General features: G+C 71.5%; 23 protein-coding genes. 8 read left to right on the top strand and 15 right to left on the bottom strand.

Annotation, left to right across the window (positions count from 1 at the left end; translation table 11 throughout):
• Positions 1-8: 8 nt before the first annotated feature.
• Entirely contained in the window at positions 9-686 is a 678-nt protein-coding gene (afsQ1, locus tag ACFC0D_RS09345) for a two-component system response regulator AfsQ1 (protein WP_175439295.1), read from the bottom strand.
• Between the two features lie 159 nt (positions 687-845).
• Between afsQ1 and ACFC0D_RS09340 the strand changes: the two genes are divergently transcribed.
• Entirely contained in the window at positions 846-1,571 is a 726-nt protein-coding gene (locus ACFC0D_RS09340; protein ID WP_329116813.1) for a SigE family RNA polymerase sigma factor, read from the top strand.
• Positions 1,572-1,691: 120 nt separating this feature from the next.
• On the opposite strand, the gene ACFC0D_RS09335 is transcribed toward ACFC0D_RS09340, so the two are convergent.
• Positions 1,692-2,390 (bottom strand): uridine kinase, encoded by a 699-nt coding sequence (locus ACFC0D_RS09335; protein ID WP_376432825.1) that lies wholly within the window; start codon positions 2,388-2,390, stop codon positions 1,692-1,694.
• Between the two features lie 54 nt (positions 2,391-2,444).
• On the opposite strand from ACFC0D_RS09335, the gene ACFC0D_RS09330 reads away from it, so the two are divergent.
• Positions 2,445-2,837 carry a hypothetical protein gene (locus ACFC0D_RS09330; protein WP_376432823.1) on the top strand — a complete coding sequence of 131 codons (393 nt, stop codon included), beginning with the start codon at positions 2,445-2,447 and terminating at the stop codon, positions 2,835-2,837.
• Here ACFC0D_RS09330 and ACFC0D_RS09325 read toward each other — a convergent pair.
• Together ACFC0D_RS09325 and ACFC0D_RS09320 are read right to left on the bottom strand one after the other, a co-directional pair.
• Positions 2,767-4,365: an MDR family MFS transporter gene (locus tag ACFC0D_RS09325; protein ID WP_376432821.1), complete on the bottom strand. Its 1,599-nt coding sequence runs from the start codon at positions 4,363-4,365 to the stop codon at positions 2,767-2,769. The two genes, ACFC0D_RS09330 and ACFC0D_RS09325, sit on opposite strands and share 71 nt — an antisense overlap.
• Positions 4,366-4,368: 3 nt before the next feature.
• On the bottom strand, positions 4,369-4,956 hold the full coding sequence (locus ACFC0D_RS09320; protein ID WP_376432817.1) for an NADPH-dependent FMN reductase: 588 nt from the start codon (positions 4,954-4,956) through the stop codon (positions 4,369-4,371).
• A 112-nt stretch (positions 4,957-5,068) separates the two neighbouring features.
• Between ACFC0D_RS09320 and ACFC0D_RS09315 the strand changes: the two genes are divergently transcribed.
• On the top strand, positions 5,069-5,803 hold the full coding sequence (locus tag ACFC0D_RS09315; RefSeq protein WP_376432815.1) for a TetR/AcrR family transcriptional regulator: 735 nt from the start codon (positions 5,069-5,071) through the stop codon (positions 5,801-5,803).
• A 54-nt stretch (positions 5,804-5,857) separates the two neighbouring features.
• On the opposite strand, the gene ACFC0D_RS09310 is transcribed toward ACFC0D_RS09315, so the two are convergent.
• From ACFC0D_RS09310 to deoC, 3 genes are read right to left on the bottom strand one after another with little or no spacing between them, the layout of a single operon-like run.
• Positions 5,858-6,742 (bottom strand): aldehyde dehydrogenase family protein, encoded by an 885-nt coding sequence (locus ACFC0D_RS09310; RefSeq protein ID WP_376432813.1) that lies wholly within the window; start codon positions 6,740-6,742, stop codon positions 5,858-5,860.
• On the bottom strand, positions 6,735-8,171 hold the full coding sequence (locus ACFC0D_RS09305) for an aldehyde dehydrogenase family protein (protein WP_376432811.1): 1,437 nt from the start codon (positions 8,169-8,171) through the stop codon (positions 6,735-6,737). The genes ACFC0D_RS09310 and ACFC0D_RS09305 overlap by 8 nt, the downstream gene beginning before the upstream one ends.
• 5 nt (positions 8,172-8,176) lie before the next feature.
• Entirely contained in the window at positions 8,177-9,133 is a 957-nt protein-coding gene (deoC, locus tag ACFC0D_RS09300; protein WP_376432808.1) for a deoxyribose-phosphate aldolase, read from the bottom strand.
• 204 nt (positions 9,134-9,337) lie between these two features.
• Between deoC and ACFC0D_RS09295 the strand changes: the two genes are divergently transcribed.
• Positions 9,338-9,976, top strand: a complete 639-nt coding sequence (locus ACFC0D_RS09295) for a PH domain-containing protein (protein ID WP_376432806.1) — start codon at positions 9,338-9,340, stop codon at positions 9,974-9,976.
• A 115-nt stretch (positions 9,977-10,091) separates the two neighbouring features.
• Here the strand turns inward: ACFC0D_RS09295 and ACFC0D_RS09290 are convergent, their stop codons facing one another.
• From ACFC0D_RS09290 to ACFC0D_RS09280, 3 genes are all read right to left on the bottom strand, one after another.
• Entirely contained in the window at positions 10,092-11,795 is a 1,704-nt protein-coding gene (locus ACFC0D_RS09290; RefSeq protein WP_376432804.1) for a phospho-sugar mutase, read from the bottom strand.
• A 386-nt stretch (positions 11,796-12,181) separates the two neighbouring features.
• On the bottom strand, positions 12,182-12,985 hold the full coding sequence (locus ACFC0D_RS09285; protein WP_260231530.1) for a purine-nucleoside phosphorylase: 804 nt from the start codon (positions 12,983-12,985) through the stop codon (positions 12,182-12,184).
• A 229-nt stretch (positions 12,986-13,214) separates the two neighbouring features.
• Entirely contained in the window at positions 13,215-13,652 is a 438-nt protein-coding gene (locus ACFC0D_RS09280) for a gamma-glutamylcyclotransferase (RefSeq protein ID WP_329116791.1), read from the bottom strand.
• Positions 13,653-13,849: 197 nt separating this feature from the next.
• On the opposite strand from ACFC0D_RS09280, the gene ACFC0D_RS09275 reads away from it, so the two are divergent.
• Together ACFC0D_RS09275 and ACFC0D_RS09270 are read left to right on the top strand one after the other, a co-directional pair.
• The gene (locus ACFC0D_RS09275; RefSeq protein ID WP_329116789.1) at positions 13,850-15,289 is read left to right on the top strand and encodes an NAD(P)H-quinone dehydrogenase; all 1,440 of its coding nucleotides are present in this window, start codon (positions 13,850-13,852) and stop codon (positions 15,287-15,289) included.
• 166 nt (positions 15,290-15,455) lie between these two features.
• Entirely contained in the window at positions 15,456-16,412 is a 957-nt protein-coding gene (locus ACFC0D_RS09270) for a DeoR/GlpR family DNA-binding transcription regulator (protein WP_376432801.1), read from the top strand.
• Positions 16,413-16,584: 172 nt separating this feature from the next.
• On the opposite strand, the gene ACFC0D_RS09265 is transcribed toward ACFC0D_RS09270, so the two are convergent.
• Both ACFC0D_RS09265 and ACFC0D_RS09260 read right to left on the bottom strand, forming a co-directional pair.
• Complete coding sequence (locus ACFC0D_RS09265; RefSeq protein WP_329116785.1) at positions 16,585-17,130, bottom strand: helix-turn-helix domain-containing protein; 546 nt, start codon at positions 17,128-17,130, stop codon at positions 16,585-16,587.
• Between the two features lie 85 nt (positions 17,131-17,215).
• The gene (locus tag ACFC0D_RS09260) at positions 17,216-18,970 is read right to left on the bottom strand and encodes an acetyl/propionyl/methylcrotonyl-CoA carboxylase subunit alpha (RefSeq protein WP_376432798.1); all 1,755 of its coding nucleotides are present in this window, start codon (positions 18,968-18,970) and stop codon (positions 17,216-17,218) included.
• Positions 18,971-19,332: 362 nt separating this feature from the next.
• Between ACFC0D_RS09260 and ACFC0D_RS09255 the strand changes: the two genes are divergently transcribed.
• Complete coding sequence (locus ACFC0D_RS09255; protein ID WP_376432796.1) at positions 19,333-19,758, top strand: hypothetical protein; 426 nt, start codon at positions 19,333-19,335, stop codon at positions 19,756-19,758.
• Positions 19,759-19,772: 14 nt separating this feature from the next.
• Here the strand turns inward: ACFC0D_RS09255 and ACFC0D_RS09250 are convergent, their stop codons facing one another.
• The 3 genes from ACFC0D_RS09250 to ACFC0D_RS09240 all read right to left on the bottom strand — a co-directional run bounded on the left by ACFC0D_RS09250 (position 19,773) and on the right by ACFC0D_RS09240 (position 21,237).
• Positions 19,773-20,378: a nucleoside triphosphate pyrophosphatase gene (locus ACFC0D_RS09250; RefSeq protein ID WP_376432794.1), complete on the bottom strand. Its 606-nt coding sequence runs from the start codon at positions 20,376-20,378 to the stop codon at positions 19,773-19,775.
• 19 nt (positions 20,379-20,397) lie between these two features.
• Positions 20,398-20,526, bottom strand: coding sequence for a morphogenic membrane protein MmpB (gene mmpB / locus ACFC0D_RS09245; protein ID WP_362365552.1), 129 nt, complete (start codon positions 20,524-20,526; stop codon positions 20,398-20,400).
• A gap of 75 nt (positions 20,527-20,601) precedes the next feature.
• A complete protein-coding gene (locus ACFC0D_RS09240) occupies positions 20,602-21,237 on the bottom strand; it encodes a TetR/AcrR family transcriptional regulator (protein ID WP_376432791.1) in 636 nt (211 codons plus the stop codon).
• Between the two features lie 70 nt (positions 21,238-21,307).
• Between ACFC0D_RS09240 and ACFC0D_RS09235 the strand changes: the two genes are divergently transcribed.
• The gene (locus ACFC0D_RS09235) at positions 21,308-22,666 is read left to right on the top strand and encodes an MFS transporter (protein ID WP_376432789.1); all 1,359 of its coding nucleotides are present in this window, start codon (positions 21,308-21,310) and stop codon (positions 22,664-22,666) included.
• Positions 22,667-22,701 lie beyond the last annotated feature (35 nt).

Below are 22,701 nucleotides of genomic sequence, written 5' to 3'. Positions count from 1 at the left end.
CCCTCTTCTCACGCAGGGACGTCCAGTCTGTAGCCGACGCCGCGTACGGTACGGATCAGGGTCGGCGAGGACGGGACGTCCTCCACCTTGGCACGCAGCCGCTGCACGCAGGCGTCGACCAGACGCGAATCGCCCAGGTAGTCGTGCTCCCAGACCAGGCGCAGCAACTGCTGGCGCGACAGGGCCTGTCCGGGCCGCCGGCTCAGCTCCAGCAGCAGTCGCAGTTCGGTCGGCGTGAGCTGGAGATCCTCGCCGTTCTTCGTCACCGTCATCGCCGAACGGTCGATGACGAGCGAGCCGAACGTCGCCGAGTCCGTGGACTCCCGCTCCCCGCGCCGCAGTACGGCCCGGATCCGGGCGTCGAGGACCCGCCCCTGGACCGGCTTGACGACATAGTCGTCCGCTCCGGACTCCAGGCCGACGACCACGTCGATGTCGTCGCTCCGGGCGGTCAGCAGGATGATCGGCAGCTGGTCGGTGCGCCGGATGCGCCGGCACACCTCGAAGCCGTCGATCCCGGGCAGCATGACGTCCAGGACGACCAGGTCCGGACGCTGCTCGCGGAGCAGTTTCAGGCCGTCCTCGCCCGTCGCCGCGGTGGCCACTCGGTGGCCCTGGCGTGACAGGGAGAGCTCGAGGGCCGTGCGGATGGCGTCGTCGTCCTCGATCAGCAACAGGAAAGGCACGGACGCCATTCTGTCCCATGAGCCATCGGAGTTCGACTGTGCGGCGGCATCGGCCCCTGTGACACGGCTGTGACAGTCGGCGGACACCGCGATGAACTGGGCCGGGCAAGCTTCTTGGCACACGGACAGAAACCCACTCCAACCGACGGGGGGCGCGAGATGAACGCACTGCACAGCACCACCTCGAGCGCAGTAGTCACGCGTCTCCACGATGTCGTCGTGCGGAGCCCGGAGAAGTCCGGCGCGGTGAACGGGCGGGGGTGCGTTCGCAGCGTCGGGCGTCAGCACAAGGCGCCGTACATGGTCGCCGTGGCTGACGGGGGAGCGGCGTACGGGGAGGTCACGGGGGAGCGACAGTCTCTGTCGGAGGCGGAGTTCACCGCCTACGTCCAGGAGCGTCGCGCCTCCCTGTACGCCACCGCCTACCACCTGACCGGTGACCGTTTCGAGGCGGAGGACCTGCTCCAGAGCGCGCTGTTCTCGACGTACCGCGCCTGGGACCGGATCAGCGACAAGGCGGCGGTGGGCGGCTATCTGCGTCGCACCATGACGAATCTGCACATCAGCGCCTGGCGCCGGCGCAAGCTCAACGAGTACCCCACCGAGGAGCTGCCGGAGACGGCGGGCGACACGGACGCGATGCGGGGGACCGAGCTGCGGGCGGTGCTGTGGCAGGCCCTGGCCCGGCTGCCCGAGCTCCAGCGCACGATGCTGGTGCTGCGCTACTACGAGGGCCGTACGGATCCGGAGATCGCGGAGATCCTGGACATCAGTGTCGGCACGGTGAAGTCGAGCATCTGGCGCTCCCTGCGCCGGCTGCGCGAGGACGAGGTCCTGAGCTTCGGCCGTGACGAGGAGGAGTCCTTCGGCGAGCTGGTGGCCTGAAGGCAGCGGGGGGCAACGGGGGAAACACGGGGAGACGTACGGGGGTACGGGGGAAACAGCGCGGGTCGGACAAGCCGGGGGGGCTTGTACGACCCGCGTTTCTCGTTGTCCCGACCGGCGTTACGAACGTGCCGCCGGTGTCCTGTGACGGCCGGCCGCTGCCGCCGCCAGGCGGCCCAGGGCCTCGTCCTTGGCGCAGGGGTGGGCGCCCAGCTCCGTCTGGCGGGCCACGATGGCGCGCTCGGAGCGCATCAGGCGCCAGCCGCGGCGCAGCAGGAACGGGACCGACTTGCGGCCCTCCTTGAGGTCCCGGAGGAGCCGGCGGCGGAACGTCGTCGAGGGGCGGCCGCGCAGACACAGCGCGTCGGCGAGGACTCCGAGGTCCTGGCAGCGCTCCACGATGTCCGCGGCGAAGATCCCCTCCGCGACGAACAGCGGTGTCCGGCCGATGTCGAGGGCTTCGCGGTCCACGCGCGAGCTGGTGGCGAGGTCGTACACGGGGACGTCCGTACGGCCCGTACGGCACAGTTCCGCGATCGCCTCGACGGCGGCGTCGGCGTCCCAGGATCGCGGGGAGTCCCAGTCGATGTCGGCGCTGCCCGCGACCAGCGGGAGCGTCGGGTCGTCGGCCTCCTTGTAGAAGTCGTCGAGGCGCAGGACCGGGAGGCCGGTGACGGCGGCGAGGGACGACTTGCCGGAGCCTGAGGGGCCCGCGAGCAGGACGACACGGGTCGGGATCGGTAGGGAACTCACGGGACACCAGTGTGAAGCATTCCCCCGGGCAGGGGACCCCCGAGGGCGAGGGTTGGTATCGAGCATCACACCTCAACTACGCTCGGTGCCTCCGCGATTACCCAACGCTGAAGGACTCTCATGGCGCGTCACAAGCAATCCAGGACCTCCCGCCGCGGCGCCCTGCTGAAGGCCGGGCTGACCGCGACGGCGGCCGGGGCGGCGGTGCTCGGCCTGGGCGCCGGGGGCGCCCAGGCGGCTGCCCCGCTGCCGCTGCCGGTCGACTCGCTCGTCGGCAGCGACGCGGTCGCGGCCCTCGGGGCCACCGGCCACGCCGTCGGCCCGCTGACGAGCCTCCAGCTCGACCCGCTGGCGAACACCGGCGTCGACCCGCTGGACAACGGGGTCGGCACCCAGGTCGCCGACTTCAAGCCCGTGGGCACCAACCTGGTGACGGACCACGTCACGAAGGGCGGGGGGCTGGACGATCTGCCGTTGGTCGGTGAGGTGACGGGGGCGCTTCCGGCGACGTAGCGGTGGCGGGGGCCGCCTCGGAACCCGTGTCGGGAGCGGCTCCCGGCGCGGTCCGCCGGGGGTCCCCCGACGCTCCCTGGCGTGTGGGGAGAGGGATCTCCCGTACGAACCACGACGCGGCGAGGGCGAGCGCGGCCAGCGCGGCCGTGCCCAGGAGCACCCCGTGCAGCCCGTTCGTCACCGCCGCCGCGAACCCCTCCCGTACGGGCGTGGGAAGCTCCTTCAGCTGCGCCGGGGTCAGCCGGGTGTCCGCGCCGGCGAGGCGGGCGGTGAAGACCGCGCCCAGCATCGCGACGCCGAGCGAGCCGCCGATCGTACGGACGAGGGTGACCGTCCCGCCGGCCGCGCCCATGTCGCGCGGATCGGCGCTGCTCATGGTGATCAGCAGCGTCGACTGCATCAGGAACCCCATACCCGCCCCGATGACGAGCGTGAGCGCGGAGGCGACGGCGGTCGGGGTGTCGACGTCGAGCGTGAGCAGGGCGAGCGCGCCGACGGTCATCAGCGCGCCGCCGAGGATCGGATAGGCGCGGTAGCGGCCGGTGCGGCCGATGGCGCGGCCGGTCGCCAGTTGTACGACGAGCATCCCCAGCATCAGCGGCAGCAGGAGCATCCCGCTCGCCGTGGACGACTGGCCGCGCGCGAACTGCAGGTACTGCGGCAGATAGTTCATCGCCGCGAGCATCCCCGCGCCGACGAGGAAGCCGAGGAGCTGGGCGAGGGCGAAGTTGCGGCTGCGGAAGAGGCGGGGCGGGATGACCGGCTCCTCGGCCCGCCGCTCGACCCGTACGAACAGGGCGAGGGCGGCGGCCGAGACGACAGCCAGGCCGAGGATCTGCGGGGAGGTCCAGGCGTAGGTGGTGCCGGCCCAGCTCGCGAGGAGGGTCAGGGCGAGGATGGCGAGGGTGAGCAGCAGGGCGCCGGGCCAGTCGACGCGGGCGCGGATCCGCTCGGTGCGCACGTGGATGCCGATTCCGACGATGAGCAGGGCGGCGAGGCCGACGGGCACGTTGACGTAGAAGGCCCAGCGCCAGTCGAGGTGGTCGGTGAGGAGGCCGCCGAGCAGCGGGCCGCCGACGAACGCGACCGGCAGCATCGCGGCGCTGATCGACTGCACCTTGGCGCTGTCGCGGGGTGCCACGAGCACTCCGATGAGCGCGAAGGCGCCCACCATCAGACCGCCCGCGCCGATGCCCTGGAGCGCCCGGAACGCGATGAGCTGCCCCATGCTCTGGGCGAGCCCGGAGAGCACCGAGCCGAGGAGGAAGACGGCGACGGAGGCGAGGTAGCTGCCCTTACGGCCGTACAGATCGCCGATCTTGCCCCAGAGAGGGGTCGCGACGGCGGTGGTGAGGAGGTAGGAGGTGACCACCCAGGAGAGGTGGTCGAGGCCGCCGAGCTCGCCGACGATCGTGGGCAGCGCGGTGCCGACGATGGTGCCGTCGAGGGTGGCGAGGACGATGCCGAGCATCAGCCCGGTGATCCCCAGGTAGGGGATGCGCGCTTCGGTCTCGTGGGGTGTCGTCATGGTTCAGGCCGCGTAGGGCTTCTTGGCGCGGGCCTCGCGCAGGGCCTCGGCCCACCAGGCGAGTTGGTCGAGCATCGAGGTGGCGGCGGCGTCGGCCGCGGGGTCGGTGGCCTTGCCTTCCTGGTCGAACTGCCCCCAGACGCCCTGGAGTCCGACGGCCTCGCGGATGGTGACGGCGTGCAGCTCGGCGAAGACTCCCCGCAGATGCTCGACCGCGCGCAGGCCGCCGGAGAAGCCGCCGTACGCGACGAAGCCGACGGGCTTGGCGTGCCACTCCCTGTTGTGCCAGTCGATGGCGTTCTTCAGGGAGGCGGGATAGCTGTGGTTGTACTCGGGCGTGACGACGACGAAGGCGTCGGCGGCGGCGAGGCGCGGGGAGACGGCGGCGAGGAGCGCGCGGTCCTCCGCGGCGGCCGGGGCCTGGCCGAGCTGTGGGAAGACGGCGGGCAGCGGGGTCTCGGCGAGGTCGATGAGGTCGACGGTCATGTCGGGGCGGTTCGCGGCGTGCGAGAGCAGCCAGTTCGCGACGACGGGGCCGAGGCGGCCGTCGCGGGTGGAGCCCTGGACGACGGCGACGTGGAGCGGGTGCATGGGTCCCCCGATGGGTGAATGTGTACGGCGTATCTTCTGGGTGTACAACGTACACGCGAGTGTGTACGCCGTCTACCAGGCATACGCTGTACGCGAGGAGAGGGAGGCCGTCGTGGCGAAAGAGAACGAGACGGAAGAGGTCTCGCTGTGGGAGCGGCTGGAACGGCCGCAGGCCGCGCCGCGCGCGTCCCTGACTCCGCAGCGGATCGCCGAGGTCGCCGTCGACCTGGCCGATCGCGAGGGGTTCGCGGCCGTCACCATGCGGCGGATCGCGACCGAGCTGGGTGTGGCGCCCATGGCGGCCTACCGGCATGTCTCCGGCAAGGACGACCTGTGGGCGCTGATGGTCGACCGGGTGTCGGCCGAGATGGAGCCGGCGGAGCAGCCCGAGAGCTGGCGGGAGACCCTGCGCGCGTACGCGGTGCGGACCCGCACGATGATGGTGCGGCATCCCTGGCTGGCCCAGCTGCCCATGCCGCTCTTCGCGCTCACGCCGAACCGTATGGCCGCGGCGGAACGCCAACTGGCCTCACTGGACGGGCAGGGCCTCGACGTCGACACGATGATGGCCGCGTTCCGCGCGGTCAGCAGCTACGTGCAGGGGGCGACGCAGGCCGAGGTGGCCCTGGCGCAGTACATGCGGGAACAGGGCTGGGAGAGCCCCGACGAGACACGGCGGGCGCTCGCGCCGCAGATGTCGTACCTGATGGAGACGGGGAGGTACCCGACGTACCGGCGCTACACGCGGGGCGCCGCGCGCAAGGACGACGCGGCGTGGCAGTTCGAGACGGGCCTGGAGTGCGTACTGGACGGGGTGGCCGGGCTGGTGGAGCGCGGCGGGGATTGACGGGCGGGCATGACGAACGGCCCCCGGGTACCCCGGGGGCCGTTCGTCATGGTGCTAGTACGCCGAGCCGCTCGCGCCCAGGGAACCCGTGGGGTGCCAGACGGTCTTCGTCTCCAGGAAGGCCGTCAGGCGGTCCGTGCCCGGGGACTCCGTGAAGTCCACCGCGCGCGGGCGCAGGACGCGCTTGAGGTTGTCCGCCGCCGCGATCTCCAGCTCGCGCGCCAGATCCGCGTCCGCGCCCGTCAGGTCGATCGCGTTGACGTCCTGGTGGGACGCCAGGTGCGGGCCCATCTCCGAGGCCTTGCCGGACAGGATGTTGACGACACCGCCCGGCAGGTCGGAGGTGGCCAGCACCTCGCCCAGGGACAGGGCCGGCAGCGGCGCCTTCTCCGAGGCGATCACCACGACCGTGTTGCCCGTCGCGATCACCGGGGCGATGACGGAGATCAGGCCGAGGAAGGACGAGTCCTGCGGGGCCACGACCGTCACGACGCCCGTGGGCTCGGGGGTCGACAGATTGAAGTACGGGCCCGCGACCGGGTTCGCACCGCCCACGATCTGGGCGATCTTGTCGGTCCAGCCCGCGTACCAGACCCAGCGGTCGATCGCCGCGTCCACGACCGCGGCGGCCTTGGACTTCGACAGGCCCTCCGCGTCCGCCACCTCGGCCACGAACTGGTCCCGGCGGCCCTCCAGCATCTCCGCGATGCGGTAGAGGATCTGACCGCGGTTGTACGCCGTGGCGCCCGCCCAGCCGCCGAACGCCTTGCGCGCGGCGACGACCGCGTCACGGGCGTCCTTGCGGGAGGAGAGGGGAGCGTTGGCCAGCCACTTGCCCTTGCTGTCCTGCACTTCGTACACCCGACCGCTCTCGGAACGCGGGAACTTCCCGCCCACGTACAGCTTGTAGGTCTTGAAGACGGAAAGACGGTCAGACATCGAGGTACGCCTCCAGGCCGTGGCGACCGCCCTCGCGGCCGAAGCCCGACTCCTTGTAGCCGCCGAAGGGCGAGGTCGGGTCGAACTTGTTGAACGTGTTGGCCCAGACGACACCGGCCCGGAGCTTGTTGGCCACGGCGAGGATCCGCGAGCCCTTCTCCGTCCAGATGCCGGCCGACAGGCCGTACTGGCTGTTGTTGGCCTTGGCGACCGCCTCGTCCGGCGTACGGAAGGTCAGCACGGACAGGACCGGGCCGAAGATCTCGTCGCGGGCGACGGTGTGCGCCTGCGTGACGTTCGTGAAGAGCGTCGGGGCGAACCAGTAGCCGGCGGACGGCAGCTCGCAGGCCGGGGACCAGCGCTCGGCGCCCTCCGACTCGCCCTTCTCCACCAGCGCGTGGATACGGGACAGCTGCTCGGCCGAGTTGATGGCGCCGATGTCCGTGTTCTTGTCCAGTGGGTCGCCGAGGCGGAGGGTGGAGAGCCGCCGCTTCAGACTGTCGAGCAGCTCGTCCTGGACCGACTCCTGGACCAGGAGGCGCGAGCCCGCGCAGCAGACCTGGCCCTGGTTGAAGAAGATGCCGTTGACGATGCCCTCGACGGCCTGGTCGATGGGGGCGTCGTCGAAGACGATGTTGGCGCCCTTGCCGCCCAGCTCCAGGGTGACCTTCTTGTCGGTGCCGGCGATCGAGCGGGCGATGGCCTTGCCGACCGCGGTCGAGCCGGTGAAGGCGACCTTGTTCACGTCGGGGTGTTCGACCAGAGCGGCGCCCGTCTCCCCGTAACCGGGAAGGATGTTGACGACACCCTTCGGCAGCCCGGCCTGGCGGCAGATGTCCGCGAAGAACAGGGCGGAGAGCGGGGTCGTCTCGGCGGGCTTCAGAACGACCGTGTTGCCGGTCGCGAGCGCCGGGGCGATCTTCCACGCCAGCATGAGCAGCGGGAAGTTCCACGGGATGACCTGGCCGGCCACGCCGAGCGGGCGCGGGTTCGCGCCGTAGCCCGCGTGGTCGAGCTTGTCGGCCCAGCCCGCGTAGTAGAAGAAGTGCGCGGCGACCAGCGGGAGGTCCGCGTCGCGGGTCTCCTTGATCGGCTTTCCGTTGTCCAGGGTCTCCAGGACGGCCAGCTCGCGGCTGCGCTCCTGGATGATCCGGGCGATGCGGAAGAGGTACTTGGCGCGCTCGGAGCCGGGCAGCGCCGACCACTTCTCGAAGGCCTTGCGGGCCGCCTTCACCGCGCGGTCGACGTCCTCCGCGCCCGCCTGGGCGACCTCGGCGAGGACCTCCTCGGTGGCGGGGGAGACGGTCTTGAAGACCTTGCCGTCGGCGGCGTCGACGAACTCGCCGTCGATGAACAGGCCGTACGAGGGGGCGATGTCGACGACGGACCGGGACTCGGGCGCCGGTGCGTACTCGAATACAGATGCCATGATGATCAGTCCACCGTCACGTAATCGGGGCCGGAGTAGCGGCCGGTCGCCAGCTTCTGACGCTGCATGAGCAGGTCGTTGAGCAGGCTGGAGGCACCGAAGCGGAACCAGTGGTTGTCCAGCCAGTCCTCGCCGACGGTCTCGTTGACCAGGACCAGGAACTTGATGGCTTCCTTGGTGTTGCGGATGCCGCCCGCCGGCTTCACACCGATCTGGACACCGGTCTGCTCGCGGAAGTCGCGCACGGCCTCCAGCATCAGGAGCGTGTTGGCCGGGGTGGCGTTGACCGCGACCTTGCCGGTCGAGGTCTTGATGAAGTCCGCGCCCGCCATCATGCCGAGCCAGGAGGCGCGGCGGATGTTGTCGTACGTGGACAGCTCGCCGGTCTCGAAGATGACCTTGAGGCGGGCCTCGCCGGAGGCCTCCTTCACCGCCCGGATCTCTTCGTAGACCTTCATGTAGTTCCCCGCCAGGAACGCGCCGCGGTCGATCACCATGTCGATCTCGTCGGCGCCCGCCGCGACGGCGTCACGGGTGTCCGCGAGCTTCACGGGGAGGGCGGCGCGGCCGGCCGGGAAGGCCGTGGCGACGGAGGCGACCTTGACGCCGGAGCCCTTCAGGGCCTCCTTCGCCGTGGCCACCATGTCGGGGTAGACACAGACCGCGGCGGTCGTCGGGGTCGTGCGGTCGGACGGGTCGGGGTTGACGGCCTTGGCGGCGAGCGCCCGGACCTTGCCCGGGGTGTCCGCGCCTTCGAGCGTCGTCAGGTCGATCATGGAGATGGCCAGGTCGATGGCGTACGCCTTCGCCGTGGTCTTGATCGAGCGGGTACCGAGGGACGCGGCGCGCGCCTCCAGGCCGACGGCGTCGACGCCGGGCAGCCCGTGGAGGAAGCGGCGCAGCGCACTGTCGGACGTCGTTACGTCGGCAAATGCGGGTGCTGCGGATGCAGTGGTGGGCATGGTCACCAGTCGAGCATATCTACGCGCGTAGCGACCTGTACAGCCCCGCGGTTTCCGAAGGGGTCCGCCGGTGCCTCCGGAAGGGGTCCGCCGGGGCTTCCGGAAGGGGTGCGCCCGCGCTCCCGGACGGGGCTCGCCGGGGGGTGTGCGGGGCCGCTCCCTCCGCCCGAGCCCGCCCGCACCCGGTGAGGCAGAATCGGCACCATGACGACCCAGCCCCCGCAGCAGCCCGCCGAGCCGACCTACGCCGACCGGGTCTACCGGTCGTCCATGGGCATCGCGGGCGGAGTCCTGCTGCTCGGGCTGACCGGATGGTTCTGTGTGGACGCGATGATCCGCGGCGAGGGGCGCGCGCCCTGGGTCGCCCTGGCGGGCCTGCTGTTCGTCGTGCCGCTCGTCGTGGCGTTCACGATCCGGCCCGTGGTGAACGCGAACGAGGACCGCCTCCGGGTCCGTAACCCCTTCCGCTCCATCGTCCTGCCCTGGGCCGCGGTGGCCGACGTCCGCGCCGGGTACTCCAGCGAGGTGCTGACCCGGTCCGGGACGAAGTACCAGCTCTGGGCCGTCCCCGTCTCGCTGCGCCAGCGCAAGCGGATGGCCCGCCGTCAGACGCGCGCCGCCCAGGACGACCCGCACAACCGCACCTCCGTCCACGCGCACGTGGACGACAAGGACCGTCTGGCCCCGGCCGACCGGACCGTCGCCGACCTGCGCGATCTCGCCGAGCGCTGCGCCACCCGCCCCGGCGCCCAGGGGGAGCCGCAGGTGCGTTGGGCGTACGAGATCATCGCGCCGGCCGTCGCGGGCCTCGTGCTGCTGATCGTCCTGCTCGCCACCGGCTGAGCGCCGGGGGCGGCCGGCGCACCGAATTCACCCGTACGGGAATCGCGCGGTGGGCCGAACGGGAAGGCGGGGCCCGTACGGAACCGATTCCGTACGAGCCCCGCCCACGTGACGCTCAGAGACCGGCCGCGTCCGACAGGTCCCGCTTGATCGCGGAGAGGACCTCGGTGCCCTTCGCGCGGGCGGCCCCCAGCTCGCTCGCGTCGGCGACCGGGACCACGACCTCCAGGTAGCACTTCAGCTTGGGCTCGGTGCCTGAGGGGCGGACGATGACCCGGGCCTTGTAGTCGCCCTCCAGGTAGTAGCGCAGACCGTCCGTCGGGGGCAGCGACTCCGTGCCCTTCGTCAGGTCCTCCGCCGTCGTTACCGTCAGGCCCGCGAGGTGGACCGGCGGCCGCGAGCGCAGCGCGCTCATCGCGTTCGCGATGACGCTCAGGTCCTCCACCCGCACCGACAGCTGGTCCGTGGCGTGCAGGCCGTGGGCCACCGCCAGATCGTCGAGCAGGTCCGTCAGCGTACGGTCCTGCTCCTTGAGCTCCGAGGCCAGCTCGGCGACGAGCAGCGCCGCCGTGATGCCGTCCTTGTCGCGGACGCCCTCGGGGTCGACGCAGTAGCCCAGCGCCTCCTCGTAGCCGTACCGCAGACCGTCCACGCGGGCGATCCACTTGAAGCCGGTCAGCGTCTCCTCGTGACCGACGCCCGCCGCCTCGGCGATCCGGCCGAGCAGCGAGGAGGAGACGATCGACTCGGCGAACACGCCCCGCGCGCCCTTGTGCACCAGGTGCGCGGCGAGCAGCGAGCCCACCTCGTCACCGCGCAGCATCCGCCAGCCGCCCTCGACCGTCGCGTCCGGCACGGCCACGGCGCAGCGGTCGGCGTCCGGGTCGTTGGCGATCACGATGTCCGGGTCCACGGCGCGGGCCGCCTCGAAGGCGAGGTCCATCGCGCCCGGCTCCTCCGGATTCGGGAAGGCGACGGTCGGGAACGCCGGGTCCGGCTCGGCCTGCTCGGCGACGAGCGCCGGCGGCGGGAAGCCCGCGCGGGCGAAGGCGGCCGTCAGGACGTCCTTGCCGACGCCGTGCATGGCCGTGTAGACGGTCCGCACGGTACGGGGGGAGCCGGCGGTCAGGACGGCGTCCGTACGGGCCAGATACGCGTCCAGGACCTCGTCGCCGAGCACCTCCCAGCCCTCGGTCGCCCGGGGGACGTCGTTCAGCGAACGCACCGCGTCGATCTCGGCGGCGATCTCCGCGTCCGCAGGCGGCACGATCTGCGAGCCGTCCCCCAGGTAGACCTTGTAGCCGTTGTCGCGCGGCGGGTTGTGGCTCGCGGTGACCTCGACACCCGCGGCGGCGCCCAGATGCCTTATGGCGTAAGCGAGGACGGGCGTCGGCAGCGGGCGGGGGAGCAGGGCGGCGCGCAGTCCGGCGCCGATCATCACGGCGGCGGTGTCACGGGCGAAGTCGGCCGACTTGTAGCGGGCGTCGTAGCCGATCACGACCAGGCCCGCCCGTCGCCCACCACCACCCTCATCCGAGAGCGCTGCGCGCTCGCCCACTTGATCCTGGCCCTTGGCCTTGAGGTACGCGGCAAGTCCAGCGGCGGCCCTGATGACCACCGAGCGGTTCATCCGCATCGGGCCCGCGCCCAGCTCGCCGCGGAGTCCGGCGGTGCCGAACTGCAGCGTGCCGGCGAAGCGGGCGGCGAGCTCGTCCGTTTCACCGGCCTCGATGAGCTTGGCGAGCTCCTCGCGGGTCTCGCTGTCGGGGTCCTCGGCGAGCCAGGTCTGGGCCCGGGCCAGGAGGTCGTCCTGCGTCACGGTGTGCCTTTCGGGGTGCGTGTGGGCGGGGTGGTGGCGTGAGCCGCTGCGCGAAGCCTTTCCCCACCTCGCTCCTTCCCGAACTGGGGGCAGGCGCCCAGCCCCCGTACGGCCTGCGGCCGTGCCCTCGAACGCCGGGCGGGCGGGCCGAAATTCAGCCCCGCCGGCGCCGCAGGGGCGCGGGTCCGGGGCGGAGCCCCGGTCACGGGAAGTGGGGGTCCCCCCACGCCGCCAGGCGTAGGGGGAGGGGTGGGGGAGAGGGCCCCGCGCAGCGGCACCGGCCTCCGGAGGGTCGGGACCGATCCGGCGGTCGGAGGCGCCGCCGCGGCGCTCCGAAGCCCGCTCGGCCCCCTGGGGCCGAGCGGTGCGAGGGGCGCGGTGAGAGATCAGATCCGGTCGAGGACCCGCGTGAGCAGCTCGCCCATCCGCGCCGCCGAGTCGCGGCCCGCCTGGAGGACCTCTTCGTGGTTCAGCGGCTCGCCCGAGAGCCCCGCCGCCAGGTTGGTGACCAGGGAGATGCCCAGGACCTCGGCGCCCGCCTCGCGGGCCGCGATGGCCTCCAGGACGGTGGACATGCCGACCAGGTCGCCGCCCATGACGCGAACCATGTTGATCTCGGCCGGGGTCTCGTAGTGCGGCCCGGGGAACTGCACGTAGACGCCCTCTTCGAGGGTCTCGTCGACCTCCTTGCACAGTGCGCGCAGCCGCGGCGAGTACAGGTCGGTGAGGTCCACGAAGTTCGCGCCGACGATCGGGGAGGCGGCCGTCAGGTTGATGTGGTCGCTGATCAGGACCGGCTGGCCGGGGCGCATGCCCTCACGCAGACCGCCACAGCCGTTGGTCAGCACGACGGTCTTGCAGCCGGCGGCGACGGCGGTGCGCACACCATGGGCGACGGAGGCGACGCCCCGGCCCTCGTAGAAGTGCGTACGGCCCAGGAAGACCAGGACGTGCTTGGCGCCGATCTTGTACGAGCGGACCTTGCCGCCGTGTCCCTCGACGGCCGGCGGCGGGAAGCCGGGAAGCTCGGTCACGGGGAACTCGGCCTCCGGGGCGCCGAGCGCGTCGACGGCCGGCGCCCAGCCGGAGCCCATGACGAGGGCCACGTCGTGGGTCTCGATTCCGGTCAGCTCGCGAAGACGAGCGGCAGCGGCCTCGGCGGCCTCGTACGGGGTGGCAGTTGCGTTCACTGACTCTCTCGCCTCGGGGAGGGGGGTCCGAGGGAGGAGCCCCGGACGGATTTCATACGCGCAGAAGCGTAGCCCGAGAATTCCTACGCGCGTAGATGACGATGCTGACGGACATGCGATCGTTGTCTTGTCGTTTCCGACGAACGGCGTAGCGGGGGCCACACAAACCTTCCGCCAGGCGGATACCGCCATGAACCGGGACCGGCCGCTCACACGGCCCGAGCCGTGCCTAGCAAGGCCGCTTGCGCAGCTCCATCACATAGTCGTGCGGCGCGCCCGCCGACTCGGCCGCGTCGGCGATCTCGCCGAGGTAGCGCGCCGACGGCAGCCCGCCCTCGTACGCGTTCAGGACGTACAGCCAGGTCGGCTCCTCGCCGTCCAGGGTGTGCACGCGGACCCGCATCCGGCGGTAGATGTCGAGGCCGACGCCCTCCCAGCGGTCCATCGAGTCCTCGTCCATCGGCGCGATGTCGTAGAGCGCGACGAAAACCTGGGAACGCGGCGCCTCGACGATCGTGGCCAGTGCGCCCTCCCAGCCCATCTGCTCGCCGCCGAAGGTCAGCCGCCAGCCGTTGAGCCAGCCGGTGCCGCGCAGCGGGGAGTGCGGGGCGCGGCGCGTCATGAGCCGCGCGTCGAGGTTGCCGGCGTACGCGGCGTAGAGCGACATGGGATCGAGGGTACGGGAGGGGAGAGGGTGCACACGGAAGTCCGAGGTGGGGGCCGTATGGAGGCCCCGGCGCGAGACCACCCCCGGCGTACGGGACAATGGGGTACGCACTTGAAGCGTGCGGGACAATGGCGTACGCACTGCAGCCCCAGCGGGGGGACCCCCCGGCAGAACGAGAGCGCGAGGCGTAGATCCCTGTGACCCGGATCGTGATCATCGGCGGCGGACCCGGCGGATACGAGGCTGCCCTGGTGGGCGCCCAACTCGGCGCGGAGGTGACCGTCGTCGACTGCGACGGCCTCGGCGGCGCGTCCGTCCTGACCGACTGCGTCCCCTCGAAGACCCTCATCGCGACGGCCGAGGTGATGACCACCTTCGACTCCTCCTACGAGGAGCTGGGCATCATCGTCGCCGACGACACCCCGCACGTGGAGCAGGCCGCCCGCGTCGTCGGTGTCGACCTCGGCAAGGTCAACCGACGGGTGAAGCGCCTCGCGCTCGCCCAGTCCCACGACATCACCGCCTCCGTCACCCGCGCCGGCGCCCGCGTCCTGCGCGGCCGCGGCCGGCTCTCGGGCCGCCAGGCCGTGGACGGCTCCCGCCAGGTGATCGTGACCTCGGCCGACGGCTCGGAGGAGGCGCTGACCGCCGACGCCGTGCTGATCGCGACCGGCGGCCACCCGCGCGAGCTGCCCGACGCCCAGCCCGACGGCGAGCGGATCCTGAACTGGACCCAGGTCTACGACCTCAAGGAGCTCCCCGAGGAGCTCATCGTCGTCGGTTCGGGTGTGACGGGTGCCGAGTTCGCCGGCGCCTACCAGGCGCTGGGCTCGCGGGTGACCCTGGTGTCGAGCCGCGACCGCGTTCTGCCCGGCGAGGACCCGGACGCCGCCGCCGTCCTGGAGGACGTCTTCCGCCGCCGCGGCATGAACGTCATGGCCCGCTCGCGCGCCGAGTCCGTCAAGCGTGTCGGCGACCGCGTCGAGGTCACCCTGGCCGACGGCCGGGTCATCTCCGGCTCCCACTGCCTCATGGCCGTCGGTGCCATCCCGAACTCGGCCGGAATGGGTCTGGAGGAGGCCGGGGTCAGGCTCAAGGACTCGGGCCACATCTGGACCGACCGGGTCTCCCGTACCTCCGCGCCGGGCGTGTACGCCGCCGGTGACGTCACCGGCGTCTTCGCGCTCGCCTCCGTGGCGGCGATGCAGGGCCGGATCGCGATGTACCACTTCCTCGGCGACGCGGTGGCCCCGCTGAACCTGAAGACGGTCTCGTCGAACGTCTTCACCGACCCCGAGATCGCCACCGTCGGCTTCACCCAGGCCGACGTGGACGCGGGCAAGATCGAGGCCAGGGTCGTCAAGCTGCCGCTGCTGCGCAATCCGCGCGCCAAGATGCAGGGCATCCGGGACGGTTTCGTCAAGATCTTCTGCCGTCCGGGCACCGGGATCGTGGTCGGCGGCTGTGTCGTCGCCCCGAAGGCGAGCGAGCTGATCCACCCGATCTCGATCGCGGTCGACAACAATCTGACGGTCGAACAGATCGCAAACGCTTTCACCGTGTACCCCTCCCTGTCGGGCTCGATCGCGGAAGTGGCACGGCAGTTGCACACCCGAAAGGCGTCGGGCGAAGGCTGACCCACCGTCCCGCCTGGGGAGATGTGGACAACCCCCGGCAAGGCGGGACAAGGAACGATCAACGACGGGGCCTCCCATACCACTTGGGGGCCCCGTCTGTGCGCATCTTCTGCAATTCGGCGCATAGTGCTGAAAAGTATCTGCCGGTCACGTTACTGTCGGTTTCGTGTTCGCTGCAGAACGTCGTCAGTTGATCCTCGAAATGGTGCGCGCCAATGGAGCCGTGTCGCTCCGTGAGCTCGCCCGCGTCGTCCAGACCTCAGAAGTGACCGTACGGCGGGACGTGCGGGCACTGGAGGCAGAAGGACTCCTCGACCGCCGGCACGGCGGTGCGGTACTGCCGGGCGGGTTCACCCGAGAGTCCGGCTTCCCGCAGAAATCCCATCTCGCGACCGCGGAGAAGACGGCCATCGCCGATGTCGCCGCGAGTCTCGTCGAAGAGGGCGAGGCCATCGTCGTCGGCGCCGGGACGACCACGCAGGAGCTGGCCCGCCGGCTCGCCCGCGTGCCCGGTCTGACCGTGGTCACCAACTCCCTGCTCGTCGCCCAGGCCCTCGCCCATGCCAACCGGGTCGAGGTCGTCATGACGGGCGGCACGCTGCGCGGCTCGAACTACGCGCTGGTGGGCAGCGGGGCCGAGCAGTCCCTCCAGGGACTTCGGGTCTCCCGCGCCTTCCTCTCCGGCAGCGGCCTGACGGCCGAGCGCGGTCTCTCCACGTCCAACATGCTCTCCGCGAGCGTGGACCGGGCGCTGGTGCAGGCGGCCGCGGAGGTCGTGGTGCTGGCCGATCACACCAAGCTCGGCACCGACACCATGTTCCAGACGGTGCCGACCGACGTGATCACCCGCCTCGTCACCGACGAGCCGCCGCCGCACGACGACCGGGCCGCCACGGAGCTTCAGGCGCTGGCCGACCAGGGCGTCCAGATCGCCGTGGCGGGGACGGGACCGGGTGGGGACGCCGTCCCCCCGGGCGGCGGCCGCCCGCGCCGTGACGTTCCGCTCCCCGGCCAGCGCGCCCGGCACCAGCCCGGCCAATTCCGGGGAGCCGCCGCCTCCTTGGCGAGTGAGGTGCTTCAGCCGGAACGGACGGCCAGGGTCGCGGACATGCGCAGGCGCTGAGCCGGGGCCGCCGCGGACCGAGCGCGGGCGTCGAGGTCCGGGGCGTCGAGGTCGGCCGGTCCGGCGCGGACGCCGAGGTCCGGCAGCGACTTCCGGCTCCGCGGGCGCTGTTGCCCGCGGCCGGGGTGTGCCTCGGCGTACACGCGGGCGCGTGAGCCGACCGCCCGCGGGCTCAGCTCTTCATGCCCCGTAGGGTCAGGGCCAGCAGCCGGTCCGGCAACTCCTCGTCGTCCGGGTTCTGTTCGGCCGCCAGCGCGATCGCGTGAGTGAGCTGCATCAGATCGCCGATCGACACATCGGCGCGGACCGTACCCGCATCCCGGGCCCGGCCCAGCAGGATCTCGCCGGCCGCGCGCAGCGGCACGCTGCACTGCGCGAGCGCCGAACTCTCGTCCCGTGACGCCGACATGAGTGACCGGGCGAAGCCCCGGTACTCACCCGCGTGGGTGATCAGGGCGCGCAGCCACTCCACCAGCGCCGGACACGGCTCCTCGGCCGCCGCGAGCTCACGGCCCCGCTGGAGCAGCGCGGCCAGGGCCTCCTGGAAGACGGCGTTCACCAGCGCGTCACGGGTGGGGAAGTGCCGGTAGAGCGTGCCGATGCCGACCCCGGCGCGACGGGCGACATCCTCCAGGGAGGCGTCCGTACCGTGCTCGGCGAAGGCTGCGCGGGCCTCGGTCAGCAGCCGTTCGTGATTGCGGCGCGCGTCGGCGCGCATGGGGGCTCCTCGGTTGGGCGAAGGGCCCGCAGGCTATGTGCCTGCGGGCCCTTCCCAGCGTACGAACGGCCTGAGCCGTCGGTCGTCAGTCCTTGATCTCGCAGATCGCGGCGCCGGAGGTGATCGAGGCGCCGACCTCGGCCGACAGTCCCTTGACGGTGCCGGAGCGGTGCGCGTTGAGCGGCTGCTCCATCTTCATGGCCTCGAGGACGACGATCAGGTCGCCCTCCTTGACCTCCTGGCCCTCCTCGACGGCCACCTTCACGATGGTGCCCTGCATCGGGGAGGCGAGGGTGTCGCCGGAAGCGGTCGGGCCGGACTTCTTCGCGGCGCGGCGCTTCGGCTTGGCACCGGCGGCCAGACCCGTACGGGCCAGGGACATGCCCAGCGAGGACGGGAGGGAGACCTCCAGGCGCTTGCCGCCGACCTCGACGACGATCGTCTCGCGGCCCGACTCGTCCTCCTCGGCGTCGGAGCCCGCCGGGGCGAACGGCTTGATCTCGTTGACGAACTCGGTCTCGATCCACCGGGTGTGGACGCGGAACGGGTCCGCGGTGAACGCCGGGTCGACCACGACCGCCTGGTGGAACGGGATGGCCGTGGCCATGCCCTCCACCTTGAACTCGGCCAGGGCGCGGGCGGCGCGCTGGAGCGCCTGCTCACGGGTGGCGCCGGTGACGATCAGCTTGGCCAGGAGCGAGTCCCAGGCCGGGCCGATGACCGAGCCGGACTCGACGCCCGCGTCCAGGCGGACACCGGGGCCGGTCGGCGCGTCGAAGGTGGTGACGGTGCCGGGCGCGGGCAGGAAGTTGCGGCCCGGGTCCTCGCCGTTGATACGGAACTCGAAGGAGTGACCCCTTATGGCCGGGTCGTCGTAACCCAGCTCCTCGCCGTCGGCGATCCGGAACATCTCGCGGACCAGGTCGATGCCGGTGACCTCTTCGGTGACCGGGTGCTCGACCTGGAGACGGGTGTTGACCTCCAGGAAGGAGATCGTGCCGTCCACGCCGACCAGGAACTCGACCGTTCCGGCGCCGACGTAGCCGGCCTCCTTCAGGATCGCCTTGGACGCGGCGTACAGCTCGGCGTTCTGCGCCTCGGAGAGGAACGGCGCGGGCGCCTCCTCGACGAGCTTCTGGTGGCGGCGCTGGAGCGAGCAGTCACGGGTGGAGACGACGACCACGTTGCCGTGGGAGTCGGCCAGGCACTGGGTCTCGACGTGCCGCGGCTTGTCGAGGTAGCGCTCGACGAAGCACTCGCCGCGGCCGAAGGCGGCGACGGCCTCACGGACGGCGGAGTCGTACAGCTCCGGCACCTCTTCGAGGGTGCGGGCGACCTTCAGACCACGACCGCCACCACCGAAGGCGGCCTTGATCGCGATCGGCAGGCCGTGCTCCTCGGCGAAGGCGACGACCTCGTCGGCGCCGGAGACCGGGTCGGGCGTGCCCGCGACGAGCGGGGCGCCCGCACGCTGGGCGATGTGACGGGCCGCCACCTTGTCGCCGAGGTCACGGATGGCCTGCGGCGGCGGGCCGATCCAGGTCAGACCGGCGTCGATCACGGCCTGGGCGAACTCGGCGTTCTCGGAAAGGAACCCGTAGCCGGGGTGGATCGCGTCCGCGCCCGAGTCCTTTGCAGCCTGAAGCACCTTGGCCATGTCCAGATAGCTGGCGGCCGGGGTGTCACCGCCCAGAGCGAACGCCTCGTCGGCCGCGCGGACGTGCAGAGCGTCCCGGTCCGGATCGGCGTAGACGGCTACGCTGGCGATCCCGGCATCCCGGCAAGCACGGGCGACACGGACAGCGATTTCGCCACGGTTGGCGATGAGCACCTTGCGCACGATGGCTCCCTCCTTGAAACAAGCTGAGTTTAGGGACTGCCGACACGGCACTTCGACCCGTCCCCAGTGGTGAGCTTGCCCACACGGAGCGTGATGCGAGGCTTGCTCGGGTCGTGAAATCCCTTGTCGCACCACGGTACGCAGGGTTCCTCTACGGCACAGTAGCTCCGAGGTGTGGCACAGGTCTCTGTTCGTGGGGCCAGTCGCGGATCGGGTTTCTTTGTGGAGTCCCTACGAATGGCGCAATGATTCTTTGCCGCCTCATCCGTACGCGCGGACCCTTGTCCGAAGGTTTACCCGGCAGTAGCCTTCCCGCTGTCGTCCGTACTGCAGGTAACAGCCGTTTTCAGGGGGTGGCCCAGGTGGCCCGCAGACCGATAGCTCTCGTGACGGCGGCGGTGCTCTTCCTGGAAGCGCCGGGCATCGTCGCGCTCAACGCCGTCATGGCACGGTTCGTCGAGATCCAGTCGATGTCACTCGACGGCCTCGACCCGGACCACATGGTGACCGGTACCTGGGCCCTCGGCATCGGTTCCGGGCTGCTGCTCGCGCTCTGCGCCACCGTCGCCCTGATCGCCGGCATACGCGACAAGCGCCCCGGGCGCGCCGGCCGGGCCCTGCTCATCGGCTGCGCCGTCGTGCACGGCGTACTCGGCGCGGTGACGATCGGTCTGATCGGATGGGGCGCCTTCGCGTTCATGACCGCGGTGCTGGGCCTCATCGTGTTGACGCTGGTGGTGTACGGAAAGGGCGCCGACGCCCTGGAGGAGGCGGCGGCGCCCGCGTAGGGCCGGCGTGGCCGTCAGGTCCACAGGTCGGTGATGGAGACCCCCAGCTTGGCGAGCAGGGTGCGCAGCAGGGGCAGCGACAGGCCGATCACATTGCCCGGGTCGCCGTCGATGCCGTCGATGAACGGCGCCGAGCGGCCGTCGAGCGTGAATGCGCCGGCCACGTGCAGCGGTTCGCCGCTCGCCACGTACGCGGCGATCTCGGCGTCCGACGGCTCACCGAAACGGACGACGGTCGAGGCGGTCGCCGACTCGTAGCGCTTGGCCGCCGTGTCGTACACGCAGTGACCCGTCTGGAGGATGCCCACCCGGCCGCGCATCGCCTTCCAGCGCGCGGTGGCCTCCTCGGCGTCGGCCGGCTTGCCGAGGGCCTGCTTGTCGAGCTCCAGGACGGAGTCGCAGCCGATGACCAGGGCGCCGAACGCCTCGGGGCGGGCGGCCACATGGGCGGCCTTGGCCTCGGCGAGCGCGAGGGCGAGTTCGGCGGGAGTCGGCGCGTGCACCTTGTCCTCGTCGACGCCGCTCACGATGACCTCGGGGGCGAGTCCGGCCTGCCGCAGCAGTCCGAGACGGGCGGGCGAGGCGGAGGCGAGCACGACACGGCGGCGATCAGCAGTCATGGGGGAAGCGTAGCCAGTGTCAGTGGAGGCCGACCACGAACATCGCCACCACCATCGCAAGGGCCAGCAGGATGGACGCGCGACGCAGCATGGCCTGCATGTCGCGCATCTCCTCCGGCGGCTCGTTCTTCGGGTCGGACCACAGCATGACCATGATCCTGCTGGTGGGACGGCCGGGGCGCCTGAGTACCCGTACTCAGGCGCCGGGGTGCCAACGGACTAATTACGGCGTGGTGAACACTCCGTCACCGGCCGCCGACAGCGCCGCCCGGACCGCACGCTCCGCGTCCGCGGGGCCCAGCGGCTCGCGCGTGATCATGAAGCGGTAGTAGAGCGGGGCCGAGACCGCGCGCAGCAGTTCGAGGCCGTCCGTCTCCGCCGGGACCTCGCCGCGTGCCGCGCCCCGCTTCACCACCGGGGCCCATTCCTCCAGACGGGCCCGGTAGAAGCCGTTCAGCGCCTCGGCGCACTCCTCGTCACAGGCCGCGGCGGCGATGACCGCGCGGAAGACGGCGCCCATACGGGGGTCGGTGAGGGTCTTGGTGACGAGTGCGGCGTTGGCCCGCAGGTCGCCCGCGAGGCTGCCGGTGTCGGAGGCCGGCAGGGACTGCTCCGCCATGTCGCGCAGCAGGTCGGCGACGAGGCCGACGGGGGAGCCCCAGCGGCGGTAGACGGTCGTCTTGCCGACGCCCGCGCTCGCGGCGACATGGTCCATGTTCAGCGCGTGGAAGCCCGCCGCGGCCAGGGCGTCCTCGGTCGCTTCGAGGACGGCCCGGCGCACCTTCGCGGTACGGCCCCCGGGGCGCACGGTGCCGGGCACGGCCGGCTGGCTCTCAGTCAAACGGGTCTCCTGTTCCATTAACGCCTTCGAGTCTGCTACGGTACGGGACATCTTAACGGAACTAGAAGCCCATTAAGAGGTCTCGCTCATGGTTGCCACCGCTCTCGGGTCCCACACCGACGTCCGAACCGCCCGCATGGACGGACGGATGCGGCTCGTCCTCCTCGTCCTTCTCGTCGCCCAGTTCATGCTGGCCGTCGACTTCTCGATCCTGAACGTCGCCCTGCCCGTCATCGGCGAAGGACTCGGCTTCAGCCTGGGCAACCTCCAGTGGATCGCCACCGCCTTCGCCCTCGCCGCCGCCGGATTCACCCTCCTCCTCGGGCGCGTCGCCGACATCGTCGGCCGCCGCCGCCTCTTCCTTGCCGGAATGGCGCTCCTCGGCATCTCCTCCCTCGTCGGTGGACTCGCCACCAACCCCGGGATGCTGATGGCCGCGCGTGTCGCCCAGGGCCTCGCCACCGCCGCGGTCACCCCCGCCGGGCTCTCCCTGCTCACCTCCTCCTTCCCGGAGGGGCCCCTGCGCGCCAAGGCGCTCGGCCTCAACGGTGCGCTCATGTCGGCCGGCTTCACCACCGGCGCCGTCCTCGGTGGCGTCCTGACCGACCTGCTCTCCTGGCGCTGGGCCTTCTTCATCAACGTGCCGGTCGCCCTCGCCGTCCTGCTCGTCGCACCCGCGGTCCTCGCGGAGAGCCGCCCCGACGTCCGCCCCCGCCTCGACATCCCCGGCGCGATCACCGTCACCGGCGGACTCCTCGCCCTCGTCTACGGCCTCACCACCGAGCCCCTGGCGCTCCCCGTCGGCGCCGCGCTGCTGGTCGCCTTCTGGTTCGTGGAGCGGCGGGCCGCCTCACCCCTCGTACCCGTACGGATCCTCACGCGCCGCACCGTCGTCCACGGCAACCTCGCCGGGCTCGTCGCCTTCGTCACCGAGACCTCGCTCGTCTTCCTGATGACGCTCTACCTCCAGGACGTGCTCGGCTTCTCGCCGCTCGCCGCCGGTCTGTCGTTCGGCGTCCTCGGCGCGGGCACGGTCCTCGGCGGGGTGTACGCCTCCCGCTTCATCGGCCGCTACGGCGCCCGCGCCGCCCTCGTCGGCGGCGGGCTCCTCCAGGCCGCCGCCACGCTCTCGCTGTACGCCCTGGGCGACGACCGGGCCTGGCTCTGGCTGCTGCTCGCCGGCACCTTCGTCGGCGGCGTCGGCAACATGCTCGCCATCGTCGGCTTCATGGTCACCGCGACGTCCGGACTGCCCGACTCCGAGCAGGGGATGGCGACCGGCCTCGCCACCATGACCCAGCAGATCGGCATCACCATGGGCACGCCGATCATGAGCGCCGTCGTGGTCACCTCCACCACGGTCTTCGACGGCATCGGCCTCGCGGTCCTCGTCAACGCCGCCATCGTCCTCGCCGGAGCGCTGGGCCTCTTCCTGCGCCGCTCCTGACCGCTCCTCACATCTCCGTCACCCTCCTGCCGTCG

Source organism: Streptomyces sp. NPDC056222 (genome assembly GCF_042264065.1).
Lineage (GTDB): Bacteria > Actinomycetota > Actinomycetes > Streptomycetales > Streptomycetaceae > Streptomyces.
The sequence above is the reverse complement of the archived record's forward strand: the minus strand, read 5'-3'. Positions and strand labels throughout refer to the sequence as shown.